This window comes from Pedobacter quisquiliarum (assembly GCF_014642175.1).
In the GTDB taxonomy this organism is placed as follows: Bacteria; Bacteroidota; Bacteroidia; order Sphingobacteriales; family Sphingobacteriaceae; genus Pedobacter; species Pedobacter quisquiliarum.
Window position 1 is genome coordinate 83,219 of record NZ_BMIL01000002.1, and the last position, 20,288, is coordinate 103,506.

18 protein-coding genes are annotated in these 20,288 nt (G+C 44.9%); 10 read left to right on the forward strand and 8 right to left on the reverse strand.

Going from position 1 to position 20,288, the window contains the following annotated elements; all coding sequences use genetic code 11:
• Positions 1 to 109: 109 nt before the first annotated feature.
• Complete coding sequence (locus tag IEW69_RS02790; protein WP_188625310.1) at positions 110 to 541, reverse strand: hypothetical protein; 432 nt, start codon at positions 539 to 541, stop codon at positions 110 to 112.
• A gap of 18 nt (positions 542 to 559) precedes the next feature.
• Between IEW69_RS02790 and IEW69_RS02795 the strand changes: the two genes are divergently transcribed.
• The gene (locus IEW69_RS02795) at positions 560 to 901 is read left to right on the forward strand and encodes a phage holin family protein (RefSeq protein WP_188625311.1); all 342 of its coding nucleotides are present in this window, start codon (positions 560 to 562) and stop codon (positions 899 to 901) included.
• A 2-nt stretch (positions 902 to 903) separates the two neighbouring features.
• On the opposite strand, the gene IEW69_RS02800 is transcribed toward IEW69_RS02795, so the two are convergent.
• The 3 genes from IEW69_RS02800 to panC form a co-directional block, all read right to left on the reverse strand.
• Positions 904 to 2,043: an acyl-CoA dehydrogenase gene (locus IEW69_RS02800; RefSeq protein WP_188625312.1), complete on the reverse strand. Its 1,140-nt coding sequence runs from the start codon at positions 2,041 to 2,043 to the stop codon at positions 904 to 906.
• 97 nt (positions 2,044 to 2,140) lie between these two features.
• Positions 2,141 to 2,491, reverse strand: coding sequence for an aspartate 1-decarboxylase (panD, locus tag IEW69_RS02805; RefSeq protein WP_188625313.1), 351 nt, complete (start codon positions 2,489 to 2,491; stop codon positions 2,141 to 2,143).
• A 39-nt stretch (positions 2,492 to 2,530) separates the two neighbouring features.
• Positions 2,531 to 3,370 carry a pantoate--beta-alanine ligase gene (panC, locus tag IEW69_RS02810; protein WP_188625314.1) on the reverse strand — a complete coding sequence of 280 codons (840 nt, stop codon included), beginning with the start codon at positions 3,368 to 3,370 and terminating at the stop codon, positions 2,531 to 2,533.
• A gap of 149 nt (positions 3,371 to 3,519) precedes the next feature.
• Here panC and IEW69_RS02815 point away from each other — a divergent pair, with 149 nt between their 5' ends.
• Entirely contained in the window at positions 3,520 to 4,344 is an 825-nt protein-coding gene (locus IEW69_RS02815) for a glycogen/starch synthase (RefSeq protein ID WP_188625673.1), read from the forward strand.
• Positions 4,345 to 4,362: 18 nt separating this feature from the next.
• On the forward strand, positions 4,363 to 5,775 hold the full coding sequence (locus IEW69_RS02820) for a DUF4270 family protein (RefSeq protein ID WP_188625315.1): 1,413 nt from the start codon (positions 4,363 to 4,365) through the stop codon (positions 5,773 to 5,775).
• Positions 5,776 to 6,072: 297 nt separating this feature from the next.
• On the opposite strand, the gene IEW69_RS02825 is transcribed toward IEW69_RS02820, so the two are convergent.
• Positions 6,073 to 6,495 (reverse strand): single-stranded DNA-binding protein, encoded by a 423-nt coding sequence (locus IEW69_RS02825; protein WP_188625316.1) that lies wholly within the window; start codon positions 6,493 to 6,495, stop codon positions 6,073 to 6,075.
• Positions 6,496 to 6,499: 4 nt separating this feature from the next.
• Positions 6,500 to 7,552, reverse strand: a complete 1,053-nt coding sequence (gene mutY / locus IEW69_RS02830) for an A/G-specific adenine glycosylase (protein ID WP_188625317.1) — start codon at positions 7,550 to 7,552, stop codon at positions 6,500 to 6,502.
• 169 nt (positions 7,553 to 7,721) lie between these two features.
• Between mutY and IEW69_RS02835 the strand changes: the two genes are divergently transcribed.
• From IEW69_RS02835 to radA, 4 genes are all read left to right on the forward strand, one after another.
• On the forward strand, positions 7,722 to 8,027 hold the full coding sequence (locus IEW69_RS02835) for an HU family DNA-binding protein (RefSeq protein ID WP_188625318.1): 306 nt from the start codon (positions 7,722 to 7,724) through the stop codon (positions 8,025 to 8,027).
• Between the two features lie 6 nt (positions 8,028 to 8,033).
• Complete coding sequence (locus tag IEW69_RS02840; protein ID WP_188625319.1) at positions 8,034 to 8,894, forward strand: tetratricopeptide repeat protein; 861 nt, start codon at positions 8,034 to 8,036, stop codon at positions 8,892 to 8,894.
• 251 nt (positions 8,895 to 9,145) lie between these two features.
• Positions 9,146 to 10,696, forward strand: a complete 1,551-nt coding sequence (locus IEW69_RS02845) for an Rne/Rng family ribonuclease (protein WP_188625320.1) — start codon at positions 9,146 to 9,148, stop codon at positions 10,694 to 10,696.
• Positions 10,697 to 10,792: 96 nt separating this feature from the next.
• On the forward strand, positions 10,793 to 12,169 hold the full coding sequence (gene radA, locus IEW69_RS02850; protein ID WP_188625321.1) for a DNA repair protein RadA: 1,377 nt from the start codon (positions 10,793 to 10,795) through the stop codon (positions 12,167 to 12,169).
• Positions 12,170 to 12,489: 320 nt separating this feature from the next.
• On the opposite strand, the gene carB is transcribed toward radA, so the two are convergent.
• Both carB and IEW69_RS02860 read right to left on the reverse strand, forming a co-directional pair.
• The gene (carB, locus tag IEW69_RS02855; RefSeq protein ID WP_188625322.1) at positions 12,490 to 15,306 is read right to left on the reverse strand and encodes a carbamoyl-phosphate synthase large subunit; all 2,817 of its coding nucleotides are present in this window, start codon (positions 15,304 to 15,306) and stop codon (positions 12,490 to 12,492) included.
• A 206-nt stretch (positions 15,307 to 15,512) separates the two neighbouring features.
• On the reverse strand, positions 15,513 to 15,830 hold the full coding sequence (locus IEW69_RS02860; RefSeq protein ID WP_188625323.1) for a carboxypeptidase regulatory-like domain-containing protein: 318 nt from the start codon (positions 15,828 to 15,830) through the stop codon (positions 15,513 to 15,515).
• 610 nt (positions 15,831 to 16,440) lie between these two features.
• Here IEW69_RS02860 and pnuC point away from each other — a divergent pair.
• From pnuC to IEW69_RS02875, 3 genes are all read left to right on the forward strand, one after another.
• Positions 16,441 to 17,064 carry a nicotinamide riboside transporter PnuC gene (gene pnuC, locus IEW69_RS02865; RefSeq protein ID WP_188625324.1) on the forward strand — a complete coding sequence of 208 codons (624 nt, stop codon included), beginning with the start codon at positions 16,441 to 16,443 and terminating at the stop codon, positions 17,062 to 17,064.
• Complete coding sequence (locus tag IEW69_RS02870; RefSeq protein ID WP_188625325.1) at positions 17,057 to 17,575, forward strand: AAA family ATPase; 519 nt, start codon at positions 17,057 to 17,059, stop codon at positions 17,573 to 17,575. The genes pnuC and IEW69_RS02870 overlap by 8 nt, the downstream gene beginning before the upstream one ends.
• Positions 17,576 to 17,824: 249 nt before the next feature.
• Positions 17,825 to 20,287, forward strand: a complete 2,463-nt coding sequence (locus IEW69_RS02875) for a TonB-dependent receptor (protein ID WP_308420551.1) — start codon at positions 17,825 to 17,827, stop codon at positions 20,285 to 20,287.
• Position 20,288: the final 1 nt, after the last annotated feature.

Below are 20,288 nucleotides of genomic sequence, written 5' to 3' on the forward strand. Positions count from 1 at the left end.
CTTTGTCCCCTCCTATCCTCTATTAGAGCACAAAGGTAATATATTTTTTTTAATTTAAAAATCAAGTGGTTACAAGATTTTCAATGCATATGTAGCGGAAAATTATTATTTAACGCAAAAGCACCTTTTGATTTGGTGCCATATTAAACTTCGTCTGGCTCTTGATTATGGATTGAAAATCTGCAAATCTGGAGTTCACATAGGTGAGCACCATATACTTCCGTCCTTTTTCAAAACCCGCCTCCGGCTTAAAGATCAACCCATCGGCAGCAGGCAATATTTCACCTGGCACCTCCAGCTCCACGCCGGCACTGTCACCCGCCTGGGGCGATTGCAATACCGTCACCAGTTCCTGCAGCAGGGAATCAGTAAGTTCACCATTCCGGATCTTTGCCATGCCCACCGGATCAATGTTCCGGATTTCAATAGCTAAACTATCCTTAGAAAAATCGATCTCAAGCGGCCTGCTTTTTGTAGAATTGCAGGCATAAAGGCTGCACAACAACAAACACAAACCAGCATAGCCTTTAAACTTCATCATCTGACGAATATAAACAAAATGAAAATTATCTTAGACATCCTGCTGATGGGCATCATCATGCTTATCGCTGCTTACCTCGTACCAGGGGTACAGGTTGACGGGTTTGGTACCGCCATCATTGCCGCAATCCTGATCGCACTTACAAATGCAACCATCGGCTTCTTCCTGCGTGTACTCACCTTCCCAATCACCGTGCTTACACTCGGATTGTTCTCTTTCGTGATCACCGTACTGATGATCCTGCTTGTCGATTCCATTATGGATGGCTTTCATACGGCCGGCTTCTGGTCAGCTGCATTACTCGCCATTGTTATTGCAATCATGAAAGCGATCTTCGGATCACTAATTAAAAACGACTAACGTTATTTTAGAACTTCTCTGGAGATGACCATTTTCTGGATTTCAGAGGTGCCTTCATAGATCTGAGTGATTTTAGCATCACGCATCATACGCTCCACATGGTATTCTTTCACAAAACCATACCCGCCATGGATCTGTACCGCTTCAACGGTTACATCCATGGCAACTTTAGATGCATAAAGCTTAGCCATTGAACCTGCAAGGGTGTAAGGTTGCCCCTGATCTTTTAACCATGCCGCTTTATAAACCAGCATTCTTGCTGCTTCAATCTGCGTTGCCATGTCTGCCAGTTTAAAGGCAATTGCCTGATGATCTGCAATAGGCTTACCGAAAGATTTTCTTTGTTTAGCATATTCCAGTGCAATCTCGTATGCACCAGTTGCGATACCTAAAGCTTGCGCAGCGATACCGATGCGGCCACCTTCAAGGGTTTTCATGGCAAACTTAAATCCGAAGCCATCCTCACCAATGCGGTTTTCCTTAGGCACCTTCACATCATTAAACATCAAAGAGTTTGTATCACTTCCTCTAATGCCCAGTTTGTTTTCTTTAGGCCCTACGGTAAAGCCTTCCATACCTTTCTCTACGATGAAGGCATTGATACCGCGATGTTTAAGAGATCTGTCGGTTTGTGCGATAACCAGATAAACGGAAGCAGTGCTACCATTTGTAATCCAATTTTTGGTACCATTTAACAGGTAGTAGTCGCCTTTATCTTCTGCAGTAGTTTGCTGCGACGTGGCATCCGAACCTGCTTCAGGCTCTGAAAGGCAAAATGCGCCGATCTGCTCACCAGAAGCAAGGGGCTTTAAATATTTTTCTTTTTGTGCTTCTGTGCCGTAAGCTTCAAGGCCGTAACACACGAGTGAGTTATTTACAGAAACGACAACGGAGGCGGAGGCATCTATCTTGGAAAGCTCTTCCATTACCAGAACGTACGACAAAGCATCCAGGCCACTACCATGGTATTTTTCATCTACCATCATGCCCAGAAAGCCAAGCTCACCCAGTTTTTTCACCTGTTCAGCCGGAAATTTCTGATGCTCGTCCCGCTCAATAACGCCAGGCTTCAATTCATGCTGTGCGAAATCACGCGCAGCTTGCTGGATCATTAATTGTTCTTCACTTAATTGAAATTGCATAATATTGTATTTATGAGATATGGTCTGGCCAAATTTAGTATTTAAGAACTAAATATTATGGCAGCATAGCAATTTTAATACAATAGTTTTCAGCAGCTTATTTCAATAAATGGTTGTTGTCGTCAGGGAAAACAAGAATAGGATGGTATTTCTTTGCCTCTTCAATCGGAAGCGATCCGTAAGACATGATAATCAGGATATCACCCACCTGAACTTTCCTCGCAGTGGCACCGTTTAAGCAAACCATACCGGTACCGCGCTCGCCTTTAATCACGTAAGTTTCAAAGCGCTCACCGTTGTTGTTATTCACAATCTGCACCTTTTCATTTGCGATAATCTGAGCAGCATCCATCAGATCTTCATCGATGGTGATGCTTCCAACATAGTTCAATTCAGCCTGGGTCACCTTTACACGGTGGATCTTCGACTTTAAAATTTGAATGATCATACCACAAAGTTAGGTATTTTTCAATGGGAAATAATAGTATTAGCTCAACAGCATATTATCTATGAGCCTGGTATGACCAACCTTGGCCGCCACAAGTGCCACCAGATTTTTAGCCTGCTTATCCTCCTGTGGTTCCAGCGTCGTGCCGTCTACAATAGTGAAGTAGTCGAGCTCCACACCCGGCGTCTCACGAATCATCGCACTGGCCTGTGCTTCCAGCGCCTGCACGCTTTGCTGCTCAAAGTTCGTCTTCACAAAATCCAGTGCCTTGCTAAGCACCAGCGCATGTTCGCGGTCGGCAGCACTAAGGTGGATGTTTCTGGAACTCATGGCCAGGCCATCCTGCTCCCGTATAATCGGACAAGTAACGATCTCGATCGGTAGGTTAAAGTACTGCACCATGTTCTGGATCATGAGTACCTGCTGGTAATCTTTCTGGCCAAATAATGCTTTATGTGGTTGTACGGCATCGAACAGCTTTTTAACAATCTGTGTTACGCCTTGGTAGTGCCCTTTGCGGTAAGCACCTTCAAGTAGAAACTCTGCAGAACCGAGGTCGATGTGCCATTGTTCCTGTTGCGGATACATCTCCGTTACCGAAGGCATAAACACCAGGTCACAGCCTGCTTCTTCAAGCATCCTGATGTCGTGTTCTACCGGGCGGGGGTATTTTTCAAGATCTTTAGGATCTGTAAATTGTGTGGGGTTGACAAACACGCTGCATACCACGAAATCGGCGATTTGCTGGGCGGCTTTTATGAGCGAAACATGTCCTGGATGAAGTGCACCCATGGTCGGTACAAGTGCAATTTTCTGGTTTGCCGCGTTTACCGGCTCGAGCTGCATTTGCAATGCAGCTATCGTATGAATTACTTTCAAAACAGCTTCTCGAAATTTAGGCGGCTAAGTTGGTTAATTATATTTTCCCAACAAAACATCTTGCCCAAGAAGTTGATAAATGGTATAATTTTGCTATCTTTGCGCCTTGATTATCTTTTCTTTAACATAATTTATCTACGAATATGGAGATGGCAAAAACGAAGCTACTGATTGTTACACACGAGATGTCGCCTTTCCTCGAACTGACCAAAATTTCAGAAATTACCCGCCAATTGCCTCAGGCAATGCAAGACAAAGGATTCGAAATCCGGATTCTTATGCCAAAATTCGGAAACATTAATGAAAGAAGGAATAGATTACACGAAGTGATTCGCTTATCAGGCATGAATATCGTTATCGATGATAATGATAATCCTTTAATTATTAAAGTTGCCTCTATTCCTGCAGCTCGTATGCAGGTTTACTTCCTGGATAACGAAGACTACTTCCACCGCAAGTATGTTTTCAGGGACAAAGAAAGCAAATTTTATGAAGACAACGACGAAAGAGCGATTTTCTTCTGTAAAGGCGCATTAGAGACGGTGAAAAAGTTAGGTTGGGCACCAGATATCGTGCACTGCCATGGCTGGATGACCGCACTTGTACCAGTTTACATCAAAACCAGCTACAAGAATGATCCAACATTCAAGAATTCAAAAGTTGTTTACTCCGTTTATGAAAACTGCTTCACTGAAAATTTAAATGCTAACCTATGTACCAAAGCAGTGATGAACAACATGACTGAAGCGGATACTAAAGTATTTGAAAAAGCAGATTGCAGCACCATGCATATTGGCGCCATAACCTACTCAGATGCAGTAGTGTTAGCCGACGAAAAGCTTGAAGACGATGTGTTAAAATTTGTTAAAGATTCCAACAAGCCAACTTTAGCTTATAATTTAACAGAAAATTTTGAGAACTTCTACAATCTATACGAAGAGATCTCAACTGAAGAATTACAGTCAATAGCTTAAAAGCATTATTAATTTATTATGAGATTTTACAAAATAGACTTATTAACCCTGTTGATAGGTCTTTTTCTTTTTGCGTCCTGCAAATCTTCAAACACCATAGGTCTTGATGTAGATCCCGAAACTGCGGTTTCAGGTGAACTGATCGACTCGGTAACCATTCGCACGGAAACCTTACGCGAGGACCCGACAAACACCAACGGCATCAGCCGCTACCCACTAGGACTGTTAAACGATCCTGTGTTGGGTACGACTGAAGCTAGCCTCGCCATGAGCGTAAACCTGCCAAGCGCAGCTTACAAAATCCAACTGGATGCTGCACTTGACTCCGCGGTATTGGTACTGCCTTATGCTTCAGAATTCTATGGCGACTCCACCGCTATATACAGCGTAGATGTGCATCAGCTTAGAGACGACCTTTCCACCCAGACCGCTTTCATGAGCAATAAGGACTGGGCATTCAACACCAGCTCGGAACTTGTTCCAAATGGCGTTATAGGTAACTTTACCGGCCGCATTAAACCAAATACCCCAGTTAAGTACACAAAGGTCATTGGTGGGAAACCAGATTCGGTAGTAGCCGTTAAAGCACTTCGTATTCCGCTGGATAAGCAGTTCATCACCGCACAGATCTTAAAGATCCCTGTGAATGCACTTACCAACGATGCCTTTTTCAATGCACGATTCAAAGGCTTGCACGTCAGTGTAAACAAGGCCAGAGTCACTGGCAGAGGCGCTATCGCACATTTCAACATGGCCGGCACTGCAGGTGCAATGCTTGAAGTGTATTTTAAACAGGCCAATGCAACCACAGCAGGTAAGATTGATACCGTAGCGGACGGCTTCCCGATCACACCAACAAAGAACCCTGTTGCTGCGACCATTAAGCACAACTATACCGGCACACCTGTGGAAACACAACTGTCTAATCCAACGGTACAATATCAAACCACTTACTTGCAAGGTACCTCAGGCTTGAGAAACAAAATATCTTTCCCGCATTTGGCAAACCTTGTGCAAAGCTTAGGTGGTAAAGTGATCATCAATAAAGCAGAACTGGTTGTGCCAATTGAGGCCGGCAGTGATGTTTCGCCTTTTGATCCGGCAAGCCGTATGGCTTTATACCGCTACGATATCGGTGGACAACGCGTACACATCCCAGATGTGGAGTTCCTGCTAAGGGATGATTCCCGCGTGGTACCAAGTTATATTGGACGTTACAATTCAACCAACAAGAACTACACGTTCATTGTTACCCGTTACATGCAGGAATTGCTAGATGGCAAAACTGTTGATTATGGTACCTTCTTGGCGCCAACGGTAGATTACGACCTGTTTGGATTGCCTACATCTTCCAGCAGATCTGTTATCAGTTCTTTTGGCAACACGACAAATAAAGTAAAGCTAAACATCTACTACACCAAGATTAAGTAGACATTTACAGACATATTGCAAACCGCTTCAGTAACCTGGAGCGGTTTTTTTGTGCGCAGTCATGCCCGGGCCTGCCAGGGACCAATTAGGTACCAGCTTCGGGATCAACCCGGGGTCGATGCGGCCTCTACACGGGGTCTATACGGGCGCAGGCGGTGATGGCCGCATCAATGCCGCATGGAGGGCGTAATGACCCCGGGTTAAACTGCAAACTGCTCCGGACACAAAAAAGCCGCTTTACATTTTTCATGTAAAGCGGCGCAAACTCGCTTATGGATCATGCAGATCCGTTAGGATTTAAAATGGTATATCTCCGTTGATGTCGTTCGTACCTGAAAAATCATGTTCCGCTTTCGGTGCAGCAGCGGCAGGTGCCGGGCTTTCGAAGTCACTTTTACGACCAAGCAGGGTAAAGTTCTCCGCCACCACTTCAGTCACATATTTCTTTACTTTTTCACGGTCTTCAAAGGTGCGCGTTCGTAGTTTCCCCTCTATGTACACCAGCTTCCCTTTGGTTAAATACTTCGAAGCGACTTCAGCTAAGCCCCGCCAAAGCACGATGTTATGCCATTCAGTTTGTTCTACGCGTTTTCCGTCTTTGTTATAACTTTCAGAGGTGGCCAGGGGAAAACTTGCAACAGTAACGCCGCCATCTAAATGCCGGACTTCAGGATCTTTGCCTAAATGTCCCACTAAAATTACCTTATTGATACCTGACATGGACTTATAATTTGGTTAGATAAAATTTAACAAAGTCGTTGATGACATTTGGCTTGGGCACCTCCATTGCGGCCGCCCTACTGAGCCATTTAAAACTTGCCGTACTATTAAAGTTAGGGATATTATTGTCTAAAGCAAAGAACTGTACATATATTATTTGGTGCGTAAGTACATGTTTCTTGTTTATCATAGGACGCAAAAGCGGGCTAAAGCCAAACAGTTCAGCGGTCTTCTGCGCAAATTCTTCCGGCACGGCATAGTGCTCGGCGGAGGTCTCCACCAATGGGAAATCGTAAAGCTGCTGCCAGATGTCGCCGGCAGCTCTTTGCTTCATCAGCACCTGTCCGTTATGCTCTGCTACGAAGTAGTTGAAATGGCGCACGCGCTTCGCGCCAGGCTTCAGTTTCATCGGCAGCAAATGCACCTGCTGGTGATTGTAGGCAAAGCAATCCGGCCGAAGCGGACAGCTTTCGCAAAGCGGCGATTTCGGCTTGCATTGCAGGGCGCCAAACTCCATGATGGCCTGATTGTAAATCGAAGCATCCTGGCCCTGAACGAGCTCATCAGCAAGTGCTGAAAAGACCTTTTTACCTGCCGGGCTGTTTATGGGGGTATCCATGCCGTAATATCGGGCAAGTACGCGGAACACATTACCATCGAGCACGGCACGGGATTCGTTGGCCGCGAAGGAACTGATTGCAGCTGCCGTGTAATCACCTATTCCTTTAAGTTGGATCAAGGTATCGTACGCGGTGGGGAAAATGCCACCATGCAGCTCCATTACAGCCCTGGCGGTATGTAGCATGTTGCGACCACGGGAGTAATAGCCAAGGCCTTCCCAGAGTTTAAGCACCTCACTTTCAGTAGCTGCCGCGAAATCCTGCACCGTTGGGAAGGCTGCAAGAAAGCGGTTGAAGTAGGGTAAACCCTGTTCTACGCGGGTTTGCTGCAGGATTATTTCGGAGAGCCAAATAATGTAGGCATCAGATGTATTCCTCCAGGGTAATTCACGTTTATTATTCAGATACCAGGCAATTATTTCCGGTTGAAAATTCATGCTTGCAAAAGTACATGCTTATTAATACTTATTTACAAAACTTGCATTCGGGTGATGCTTTAAACTTCAAATAAATGATCTTTTATTTTCCTATCTCGTTAAAAAGCAATACTTTTGCAACCCCAAAACACTGATAAACATAACACACAATAAATTAATAATAACGAATATGACTAAGGCAGATATTATTACAGAAATATCAACAAAGACAGGAATTGAGAAAGTAGATGTGCAGGAAGCAGTTGAGGCTTTTTTCAAGGTAATCAAGAATAGCATGATCAGTGGCGAGAATGTATACGTCAGAGGTTTTGGAAGTTTTGTTGTAAAGAAACGTGCACAAAAGACCGCTAGAAATATTTCTAAAAATACTGCGATCATTATCCCTGAGCATTTCGTACCAAGCTTTAAGCCGGCGAAAGTGTTCGTGGAAAAGGTAAAAAACAACTCTAAAAAAATCACCGCTGTAGAAGCTTAATCAACTATGTTAACAATCCGGACTAAACAAATTATTCTTATTTCAGCAGTGGTTCTGCTGGTTGCTTTTTTGTTTACCCGGGATATTAAAGGTTTGGTTAAAGCCAAGGAAGAGACCACCGCAGCACCTGCTGCAGGACCAATGCAGGCGGAAGCTGCTGAGATTAACATCGATCAGGTTTCAACTGTTGGTAAGAATTTAGTTGGCTCTGCGGTTGCGAAGGATATTACGACATTAGAGAACGAATTCAAGACAGCAGACGGCAATAAAAAGTTCAGCCTTGCGGCATCACTTGCTAAAAAGTGGGATGCGGTAGATCAACCTGTTCCAAGTGCATTGTACCTGGAAATGGTTGCACAGCAGGAAAAAACATTGGACAGCTGGCTTGCCGCTGGCGAGAAGCTGATGAAAGCATTTGATAACAGCAGAGACACCACATTGTTGCAGCCGCTGTTGCAAAAAGCAAATGCCTCATACAGTGCAGCTGTGGCTTTGGATTCTACGAATCTGGAAGCTAAAACAGGACTGGGCATAACAATCGTAAATGGTATGGGTATGCCGATGCAAGGTATCGCCATGCTGATGGACGTTGTTAAGAAGGATCCGAAAAATCTTAAGGCAAACATGAGTTTAGGCATTTTTGCAATTAAGTCGGGACAGTTTGATAAAGCAATTGCAAGGTTTAATGACATCATTGCCATCCAAGCCTCACCAGATGCTTATTTCTACCTGGCAACGGCTTATGAGAGCTTAGGAAAAAACAAAGAAGCTATAGACGCTTATTTACAAAGTAAAAAGCTAGCTGGTAACCTTACCCTGTCGAAATTCATTGACAGAAAAGTTGCCGAGCTGCAAGAAAAAATTTAATCAACAGATTTTCAAAATATTAAACTTTAAAAATTATGCCAAGCGGTAAAAAAAGAAAAAGACATAAAATGGCCACCCACAAACGCAAAAAACGTTTAAGAAAAAACAGACATAAGAAAAAATAATTTTCTTATTCCTTTTATACGCAACAACATAGATCAAGCATATTCATGGTCTATGTTGTTGCGTATAGTGTTTTATTTTCAGTCCATGTGTTTAATAAGGTATTTATACCTTGAAATCTCTAGCTTTTGGTAAAGGAATTAATTATCGATTCAGCTCCAACAGGAGTAACCATAGCTTTGATTGAAGACAAACACCTTGTAGAGCTTCATAAGGAACACATCAACAATAATTATGCTGTTGGCGACATTTATTTGGGCCGCATAAAGAAGATTATGCCCGGCCTGAACGCGGCCTTTGTTGATGTGGGTTATGAAAAAGATGCTTTTCTGCATTATTTTGATCTAGGCCCTCAGGTGCAGTCTTTAATAAAGCTCACAAAAATTAAGCGGAATGGATCAGTTACTGGAAATTTACTCGATGATATCAAATTAGAACCAGATATAAATAAGGCTGGTAAAATATCAGAAGTCGTTTTCAAAAATATGGTGGTGCCGGTTCAAATAGCTAAAGAACCTATTTCAACCAAGGGCCCCCGCCTGAGTTCTGATCTTTCCATCGCAGGCCGGTACATTGTATTGGTACCCTTTTCAAATGTGATCTCCATCTCCAAAAAGGTTAAGAGCAATACCGAACGTAATCGTCTTAAGAAGATTATTGAAAGTATTAAACCTAAAAACTTTGGTGTGATCATCAGAACTGTTTCCGAAGGGAAAGGCGTTGCTGAACTACAAAAAGATTTAATGGACTCTGTTGCCAAATGGGAAAACTTCATGAAGAAGTTGCCAGATGCAGAGCCCTCAAAAAGAGTATGGGGTGAAATGGACCGTACATCAACGTTGATCCGTGATATTCTAAGTACAGATTTCACCAACGTATATGTCAACGATCAGAACCTATACGAAGACATTAAGTCGTACGTGCATGAGATCTCTCCGGAAATGGAGAAAATTGTAAAGCATTACAGACACAAAGAGCCCATCTTTGAGCATTTCGGGATCGAAAAGCAAATCAAGAATGGCTTCGGTAAAACCGTAAACCTGCCTGGTGGCGCCTACCTCGTGGTAGAACATACCGAAGCGTTGCACGTTATTGACGTGAACAGCGGTAACAGAACCGCAAGTAAGGAAAACCAGGAAGAGAATGCCCTACAGGTAAATAAAGAGGCTGCAAAAGAAATTGCCCGCCAACTTAGACTAAGAGATATGGGCGGTATTGTGGTGATCGATTTCATCGATATGCACAAACCCCTGAACAGGAAGATCCTGTTTGACGATTTACGGGAGCTGATGCAGCTAGACCGCGCCAAACACACCATCCTGCCTCCAAGTAAGTTTGGACTGGTTCAGATTACCCGCCAGCGGGTAAGACCTGAGATGAACATCGTGACAAGCGAAAAATGCCCTACTTGCGGTGGTACAGGGGAGATCAAAGCCAGCATCGTACTGATGGATGACATTGAAAACAACCTGAACTACATCTTGCGGGAGCAAAATGAAAAGAACGTTACCTTGTGTGTACACCCATACATTGAAGCGTACATTAAAAAGGGGATTTATTCCCTGCAATGGAAATGGTTCTTCAAATTCGGTCAACGAATAAAGATCCGTGCAGTTTCCGCTTACAACCTAACCGAATTTCACATTCTTTCTTCTAAGGAAGAAGAGATCAAACTCTAAAACAATAACAAAAAGGGTATTCATCAGGATACCCTTTTTGCTTGCTGTACTTTTCCGGTTATTAATCTAAATTCGTAACAACTAAATACTAAGCAATTGGCTAAAGCTAAATCCTCCTATTTCTGCCAGAGCTGCGGTTATGAATCCGCAAAATGGCTCGGCAAATGCCCCTCATGCAGTCAATGGAACACCTTCGTTGAAGAGATCGTTGAAAAGAGCAGCGCTAAGGTTCCGTCCTGGAAGACCAGCTCCTCCACGCACCGCAGCAATGTGCCAAGTCAGGTGAGTACCATCGTCTCTTCTACAGAGAAGCGTTTGAGTACGAGCGACCAGGAACTAGACCGCGTACTTGGCGGCGGACTCGTAACAGGATCTGTGACGCTTATTGGCGGGGAACCCGGCATCGGGAAATCGACCCTGATGTTACAGCTTGCGCTGAACATCGAGAACAAGAAGGTGCTCTATATTTCCGGCGAGGAAAGCGAGCAGCAGATTAAAATGCGTGCGGAGCGAATTACAAGTACGCCCCGGGCGGATTGTTATATCCTGACGGAAACGTCCACACAGAACATATTTAAGCAGATTGAGATCCTGGAACCAGAGATCATCATTGTTGACTCCATACAAACCTTGCACTCCGCCCATATCGATTCTACACCGGGCAGCGTGTCGCAGGTTCGGGAATGTACTGCGGAGCTTTTGCGTTTTGCAAAAGAGACGGATACCCCAGTGTTTCTGATCGGGCACATCACGAAAGATGGTGCGATTGCAGGGCCGAAAATCCTGGAGCACATGGTGGATACTGTACTGCAGTTTGAGGGCGACCGGCACCATGTTTACCGCATTTTGCGTTCGATTAAGAACAGGTTCGGTGCCGCAGCGGAGATGGGCATTTATGCCATGAACAGCACTGGTTTGCGCGAGGTTTCTAATCCTTCGGAGATCCTGCTTTCGCAACGTGATGAAGAGCTGAGTGGCATTGCCATTTCAGCCACTTTAGAGGGCGCAAGACCGATGTTAATCGAAACGCAGGCATTGGTGAGCATTGCAGCTTACGGAACGCCACAGCGCTCTGCTACGGGCTTCGACACCAGACGCATGAACATGTTACTTGCCGTGCTGGAAAAGCGTTGCGGCTTTAAGCTGAGCACACGCGATGTGTTCCTGAATATTGCGGGTGGTATTAAGGTGGAAGATCCGGCCATTGATTTGGCCATCATTGTGGCGATCATCTCTTCACATGAAGATATTCCCGTGAGCTCGAAGAACTGCTTTGCGGCGGAGGTGGGTTTATCTGGCGAGATTCGCGCAGTGAACCGCATAGATCAAAGAATTCTGGAAGCACAGAAACTGGGCTTTGATAAGATCTTCGTTTCCAAATTCAACCTGAAAGGGCTGGTGATGGAGAAATACAGCATTGAGGTGATTGGCATCAGCAAAATCGAAGATGTATTATCCATTTTGTTTGGATAAAAGGGGCAGGCAACTTGAATTATTATCTACATGTTGGGGAATTTGATACCCAATGTGGAATGGCACTAGAAGTTGTGGCACATGCTTAAAGCTGTTTATAGTGCCTTTAAGGCGGTTTTTTGAAGATATTTAAACTTGGATCACAAATTGTCTATATCTAATTGTTCTAATCCAGAGGTGGGTTTTAACATAATTATAGGGATGATTAAAAAACTTGTTACCGGAGGGTAACAGGTTTTTTTTTGCGCCTGAATTTCTGGAATTTTTGGGCATAAAAAAACCAGGCATTTGCCTGGTCTTGTATTTAGATTAAGAAGGAATTATTTGCTCAGGTACATCGATTTGTCCTTTACAAGCTTACGGAAGTAAGGATCTTCAAGGTCTTTGATGAAACGGATAGCTTCACCTGTCGACTTCATCTCCGGGCCTAATTCTTTGGTTACTTCAGGGAACTTATCGAAAGAGAACACTGGTTCTTTGATCGCGTAACCTTCAAGCTTACGCTCAATTGTAAAGTCTTTCAGTTTGTTTACACCCAGCATTACTTTAGTAGCGATGTTGATGTAAGGCACCTGGTAAGCTTTAGCAATGAAAGGCACTGTTCTGGAAGCTCTTGGGTTTGCCTCAATCACATATACTTTTTCATCTTTAACCGCAAACTGGATATTCAATAATCCCCTTACGTTTAGCGCATGTGCAATCTTCTTGGAGTAAGCCTCCATGCTTGCAATAACGGCCTCAGAAAGGCTGAATGGCGGCAATACAGCACTCGAATCTCCGGAGTGAATACCAGCAGGCTCAATGTGCTCCATTAACCCTACGATATGTACATCTTCACCGTCGCAGATGGAATCAGACTCGGTTTCCTCTGCACGATCCAGGAAGTGGTCAATGAGCACACGGTTTCCAGGAAGGTCGCCCAGCAATTTAACAACTGCTTTCTCCAGGTCTTCATCGTTGATCACGATGCTCATACCCTGTCCACCCAATACGTAACTTGGACGTACCAGTACCGGGTAACCTACTTCATTGGCAACAACGATGGCCTCTTCTGCATTTTCAGCAACGCCATATCTTGGATAAGGGATTTCAAGTTCTTTTAACAGATCAGAGAAACGACCGCGGTCTTCCGCAACGTCCATGTCATTGTAAGAAGTACCGATGATCTTGATACCATGCTCATGTAGCTTTTCAGCCATTTTCAAAGCGGTCTGACCACCCAATTGCACGATAACACCTTCTGGGTTTTCCAGTTCGATAATCTCACGAACATGCTCCCAGAATACGGGTTCGAAGTATAATTTATCTGCAATGTTGAAATCGGTAGAAACCGTTTCCGGGTTACAGTTTACCATGATGGCTTCATAACCGCTTTCTTTCGCAGCAAGAATCCCGTGTACACAAGAGTAATCGAACTCGATACCTTGACCAATTCTGTTTGGTCCTGATCCAAGTACAATCACCTTCTTCTTGTCCGAACGTTGTGACTCGTTTTCTTCCTCAAAGGTTGAATAGTAGTAAGGTGTTTTAGCAGAGAACTCTGCTGCGCAGGTATCCACCATTTTGTACACGCGCTTGATGCCAAGCTCATGTCTGCGATCGTACACCTCGTCTTCGGTAACATTACCCAGCAGGTATGCAATCTGAATATCAGAGAAGCCTTTTTGCTTAAGCGTTACGAAGAAATCTTTTGGTATGTTGTTTAGCGAATATCTTTTTAATTCAGTTTCCAGTTGAACAAGCTCCTGGATTTGAGACAGGAACCATTTATCGATTCTGGTTACTTTACGGATGGACTCCAATGGAACGCCCATGCTCATCGCATCTTTGATCAGGAACAAACGGTTCCAGCTGGCATGCTCCAGGCCGTACATGATCTCTTCGATGCTTCTGTTGTGTTTACCATCGGCACCCAATCCAGCTCTGCTGATCTCTAAACTCTGACAAGCTTTCTGTAAAGCTTCGATGAAAGTACGACCAATGGCCATTACCTCACCTACCGACTTCATCTGTAGTCCAAGCTCCATGTTCGCACCTTTGAACTTGTCGAAGTTCCAGCGTGGGATCTTTACAATTACATAGTCTAAAGTTGGCTCGAAATAAGCGGATGTTGTTTTGGTGATCTGATTTTCGATCTCGTCCAGGTTGTAACCGATGGCCAGCTTGGAAGCGATTTTAGCGATTGGGTAACCTGTTGCTTTACTTGCAAGTGCAGATGAGCGGGAAACCCTTGGATTGATCTCGATGGCAATAATCTCGTCGTTCGCAGGGTTTACGGAGAATTGTACGTTACAACCACCAGCGAAGGTACCGATGGCACGCATCATCTTGATGGCTTGGTTACGCATATCCTGATAGCAGCGATCGGAAAGGGTCATTGCAGGGGCAACAGTAATCGAATCTCCGGTGTGGATACCCATTGGATCGAAGTTCTCGATAGAACAGATGATGATCACGTTGTCGTTGCTGTCGCGCAAAAGCTCCAGCTCATATTCCTTCCAACCCAGTACGGCTTGTTCAACCAGTACCTCGTGTGTCGGAGAGGCTTCTAGACCACGTTTAAGGGCGTGATCGAATTCTTCTTTTTTGTGTACGAAACCGCCTCCGGATCCACCTAAGGTGTATGAAGGTCTGATTACGAGTGGATAGCCGATTTCCTGTGCCGCTTCTTTACCTTCAAGGAAAGAGTTTGCGATACGGGAATTTGCCACGCCAACACCGATGTCTACCATCAGTTGGCGGAAGGCTTCGCGGTTTTCTGTTTTCTCAATTGCCGCTACATCGACACCAATTACCCGAACACCATACTTTTCCCAGACACCACGTTCTTCAGCCTCTTTACAAAGGTTTAGCGCAGTTTGTCCACCCATGGTTGGCAATACCGCGTCAATCTGCTGTTCAATTAGAATCTGTTCAATTGAATCTACAGTTAAAGGCCTTAAATAAATGTGATCTGCGATGATTTCATCCGTCATGATGGTTGCCGGATTGGAGTTGATGATAGAAACGGAGATTCCTTCTTCCTTGAGGGAGAGGGCCGCTTGTGATCCTGAATAATCAAACTCACAGGCCTGACCAATAACAATAGGTCCTGAACCGATAATTAATACTGAGCGTATGGAGGTGTCTCTAGGCATAATTGCGTTTAAATATGAAGCGACAGTTTCTATGCGAAATGAAGTAATATCCCGACTATCCCGTCGGGGTGCAAAGATACGGTTTAAAGAGATACCATGCAGGTTTTTTTGAAAACAATACCAACAAAAAAAGGCCAGTCTTTTACAAGAATGGCCCCTAGGTTTAGGTTGATTGTTTATGTATGCTGGTGGTTACTTGCTAATGCTTATTGTTGAAGCTTAATTTCGCCCATGTCTGTGGTACTCCCTTCAACAACGGCTACGCCTTCAACAGGGGTATCTTTGAAGGGTGCGACGCCTTTAAACCATACCGAGTAGGTACCCGGTTTCACCTTCGCCAGAAAGAACGTACCGTCTGTAATTGGTGAGCTGATGGTATCTTTGCCAGAAATGGCCATCACCATGTTTGCACCCTCTACAGGTACAACTTTACCCTTAATTGCACCTTCAAATACACTTGTAAATGCAAATACAGCGGTAAGGGGCACAATACACGCTGCATATTTTATGAAGCTCTTTGTCATGGCATCGTTTTTTAGTTTCGACAAATAGACAACCTGCTTCAGGAATTGTTTTAATTATTTTAATGATCTGTATTTACGGGCGAACAGCTGGGCTGATCTTGGTCTTGATTGCCATAGCTTAGTGTAACAAAAACATATAGAGAAATGTGCAGGCGGTCATCCAGGCGTCATCATGGATACTTACCTGAAAAATCCTGATTTTCTTCATACTTGAAAGCACAATATTCCGTTTTCTTCGTAAACATTGCAGCTTGACGCAATGGGCTGTTAAAGCTACTGTTATCGTCATTATAGATAGCGCTTATAATTATTCGAATACGATATAGACAGCTGTTTCCGTTCTATATCAGTGTAAATGACCGGGTTTAGCCTTTTACGACTTCTACAGCCCTTAATCTGATTTAAAAAATCCTCTTCATTGAGGGTATTCTTCATAAATAGTTTGTTTGGTTTATTATCCGGCAAGGAAAAGCTTTCCCTGCCGGATTTTTTATTGCATTTCTGTTTAGGATTTATACTTTTGACCGAGGGTACATTGAACATGTGAACAGCTGGTGACATGATTTAGATGCGGCCCATACAGGAACTTCAATATAATCATACCGCAGAAATGTTGTTATTTGCCGAGCCGCTGAAAAATAGTTTCCTGCAATTCTTTACACAAACCGGCTGGCTGGAGTGGTGTGGCGTGGTCACGGGTATCGCCTGCGTATGGCTTGCCGCAAAAAACAACATTCTGAGCTGGCCCATTGCCATCATCAGCGTACTCATCTACATTAATATTTTCTACAATGCCAAGCTATATGCAGATATGGGCCTGCAGGTGTACTTCTTCGTTATGAATGTGTACGGCTGGTATTTCTGGAGCAATAATAAAAATAAGGACGAGGCGAGCAGTCCGGTGTTATCCATCACCAGAAAAGAAATCGTAATTTCCATTCTGGCCGTCATCGCCTTCACCTACATCCTGGGCACGCTGCTGCACAGGAATACGGATGCCTCTTTCCCTTTTATCGATAGCTTCTGTACGGCATGCAGCCTGGTGGCACAGGTTTTCCTGGCGAGGAAAGTCATGGAGAACTGGCTGATCTGGATTTTTGTAGACATCATCTATGTGGGTGTTTACTGCTCGAAGGAGCTTTACGCAACTGGCCTGATGTATGCGCTATACGTTTACATCGCCGCCATGGGGTACAGGGACTGGCGGAAAATTTACCGAACACAACATGACTAGAAAGATCGCGATCGTAGGACCGGAAAGCACGGGCAAATCAACCATTACCCAGCAACTTGCCAGGCATTACGACACCCTCTGGGTAGCGGAATTTGCCAGATATTACTGCGCGGCACTCACGGAACCCTGCACCATGCAGGATGAAATCAACATGTTTCACGGACAGGTCGCGCTTGAAGAATCTGTGCTGGCTATGACCGAGAAAGACTTCATCTTCTGCGACACAACCTTCGTTACGGTGAAGATCTGGAGCGATGCCATGCTGGGCGAAACCCCACAGATCGTGCTGGATGCACTGCCGACAAGGACCTACGACTTCTACCTGCTTATGGACATTGATCTGCCCTGGCAGCAAGATCCTTTGCGCGACTTCCCGGATCAGCGGGAGCACTTTATGGCGGTCTGGCACCGGGAACTTCAGGCATTAAATGCGAACTATGTTGTGGTCAGTGGAATTGAAGACCGGTTTGACAATGCTGTTGCTGCAGTGAACCAGTTTCTGGGGCAGTAGCTACACAACTGAAAGCCACAATTGCAGATATCCTAAAATATTATATACCTTTGCCACATCAAAAAGGGGTGCCTTGTTTTGCTTAAAAACACAAAAACAGGCTGAGAACATACCCATTATAGCGGCTAACACAATGTGCTGCTATATGCACCTGATCCGGATAATGCCGGCGTAGGGATTGGAGTTATGGAGTTTAACTATACTGTGAGTACCCCTACTTACAGCAGGTTTTACCAAAATCATTAAAGATTGAAAAAGTTACTTTTTACAGCCTTTGCTGTAATGCTGCTGCCTTTATTTGTACAGGCACAATTCCGTTTGACAGGCACCGTAACCCAGTCGGGAACGAACAAACCATTACCAGGTGCAAGCATCAGGATTCAAAATCAGGGCAAGAGCACGCAGACCGACGCTTCCGGTAGTTACGCGTTCCGGAACCTCCCCGCAGGGAACTACACGCTTTCCGTGAGCTACCTGGGTTTCAGCGCCATGCAGAAAACCATCACCCTTAATGCGGATGAAAGCCTGAGCTTTGAGCTTGCCGCCGCTGCATTCCTGGCAGATGAAGTTATTGTACGCTCAACCAGAGCTACAGAGCGTTCCGCCACCACTTTCAAGAACATTAGCAGCGCGGAAATTGAAGCCAACAACTTCGGGCAGGATCTGCCTTTCATCCTCAACAACACGCCTGGTGTGGTTGTAACTTCAGATGCCGGCGGTGGTGTTGGTTATACCGGTATCCGCATCCGCGGAAGTGATGCCACCCGGGTTAATGTGACGCTGAATGGCATTCCTTATAACGACAGTGAAAGTCAGGGCACCTTCTGGGTAAACATGCCCGATTTCGCTTCTTCTGTAGACAACATCCAGATTCAACGGGGCGTGGGTACTTCCACCAACGGTGCGGGCGCTTTCGGCGGAAGTCTGAACATTCAGACCGCCGGAACTTCGATAGACCCATATGCCGAGGTAAATAACACTTACGGCTCTTTCAATACCCTGAAGAATACCGTGAAGCTGGGTACGGGTTTAATCAACAACAAATGGAGCTTCGATGGGCGCTTATCCAGAATTAAATCTGACGGCTTTATTGACCGTGCGGCTTCAGACCTTAAATCATATTTCATGTCGGGCGGCTACCAGGGCGAAAAGGACCTGCTCCGTATCAACGTATTTGGTGGTTCCGAACAAACCTATCAGGCCTGGAACGGCATCCCGGAATCTAGATTGAAAGGGGATGCACAGGGCATGCAGGACTATATCGCAAGGAACTACCTGTCTGAAGCAGATGCTGCCAACCTGCTGAACTCGGGCAACCGCACTTACAACCCGTTCACCTATAAGGACCAGACCGACAACTACTGGCAGAACCACTACCAGCTCCTTTATGCCCGTCAACTTACAGACAAGCTGACCTTCAACGGGGCACTGCATTATACCGACGGCCGTGGCTACTATGAAGAATACAAAGCAGACCAGAAGTTTAAAAACTACGGCCTTGCTGACGTGATCCTTGGTGGCGATACCACGACACGTACCAACCTGGTGCGACGCAGATGGCTGGACAACAACTTCTACGGTTTAACTTACAACCTGAACTACCAGGCGAACAGCAAGCTTAGCCTGACATTAGGTGGCGCTTACAACGAATATGATGGTAAACATTTCGGGGAGATCACCTGGGCACAGTTTGCATCAAACGGCCAACTTGGTGACCATTACTACGACAATACCGGCAAAAAGCAGGACTTTAACATCTTTGCGAAGGCAAACTTCAATGCTACGGAGCAGCTGAGCCTCTTTGCGGACCTGCAGTACCGCAACCTGAACTACCAGGTTAATGGTACGGAGAAGAACCTCAACGTGCTTGACATTAACGATAAGCTGAACTTCTTCAACCCTAAAGTTGGTGCCAGCTACTTTCTAAATGCGCAAAGCAACTTCTATGCATCTTTCAGCGTAGCTAACAAGGAGCCTAACCGCGATGATTATGTGAATGCCACCGCGAACCTTTACCCACTATCGGAGCGCCTTTACAATACCGAAGCAGGTTACCGCTTTAAGAACGAGCAGCTACAGGCGGGTATAAACATCTACCACATGCAGTACAAAGATCAGCTGGTGCTTACCGGAAAGATCAACGATGTCGGCGAATCCATCCGTCAGAACGTAGACGATAGTTACCGCTTAGGGGTTGAAGTAGACGCATCGTACACGATCAGTCCGAAGTTTATGCTAAATGCCAATGCGGCTTTAAGCAAGAACAAGATCAGGAACTACATCGATTACCTGTATGAATATGATGATAATGGCGACATCAGCAACATCATCACGACCAATTACCGGAATACGGATATCTCCTTTTCACCTGCGGCCGTTGCTTTCGCAGAACTCGCCTATGCACCGGTAAAAGGATTCGCTGTTGCCTTACAAAACAAGTATGTCAGCAAGCAGTTTATGGACAACACGCAGGATGACACCCGTAAGCTGGATGCTTATTTCGTGAGTAACATTCGTGCAGGTTATACGTTTTCTGCATGGGGGGTTAAGAAAGTAAACTTAAGTTTGCTGGCCAACAACATTTTTGACAAACAATATGAAAGCAATGGTTACACGTACAGCTCCCTTTACCAGGGTGTAAGAACCACGGAAAACTTTTATTTCCCGCAGGCTGGCACGAACTTCCTGCTTTCTTTAAACCTAAAGTTCTAAC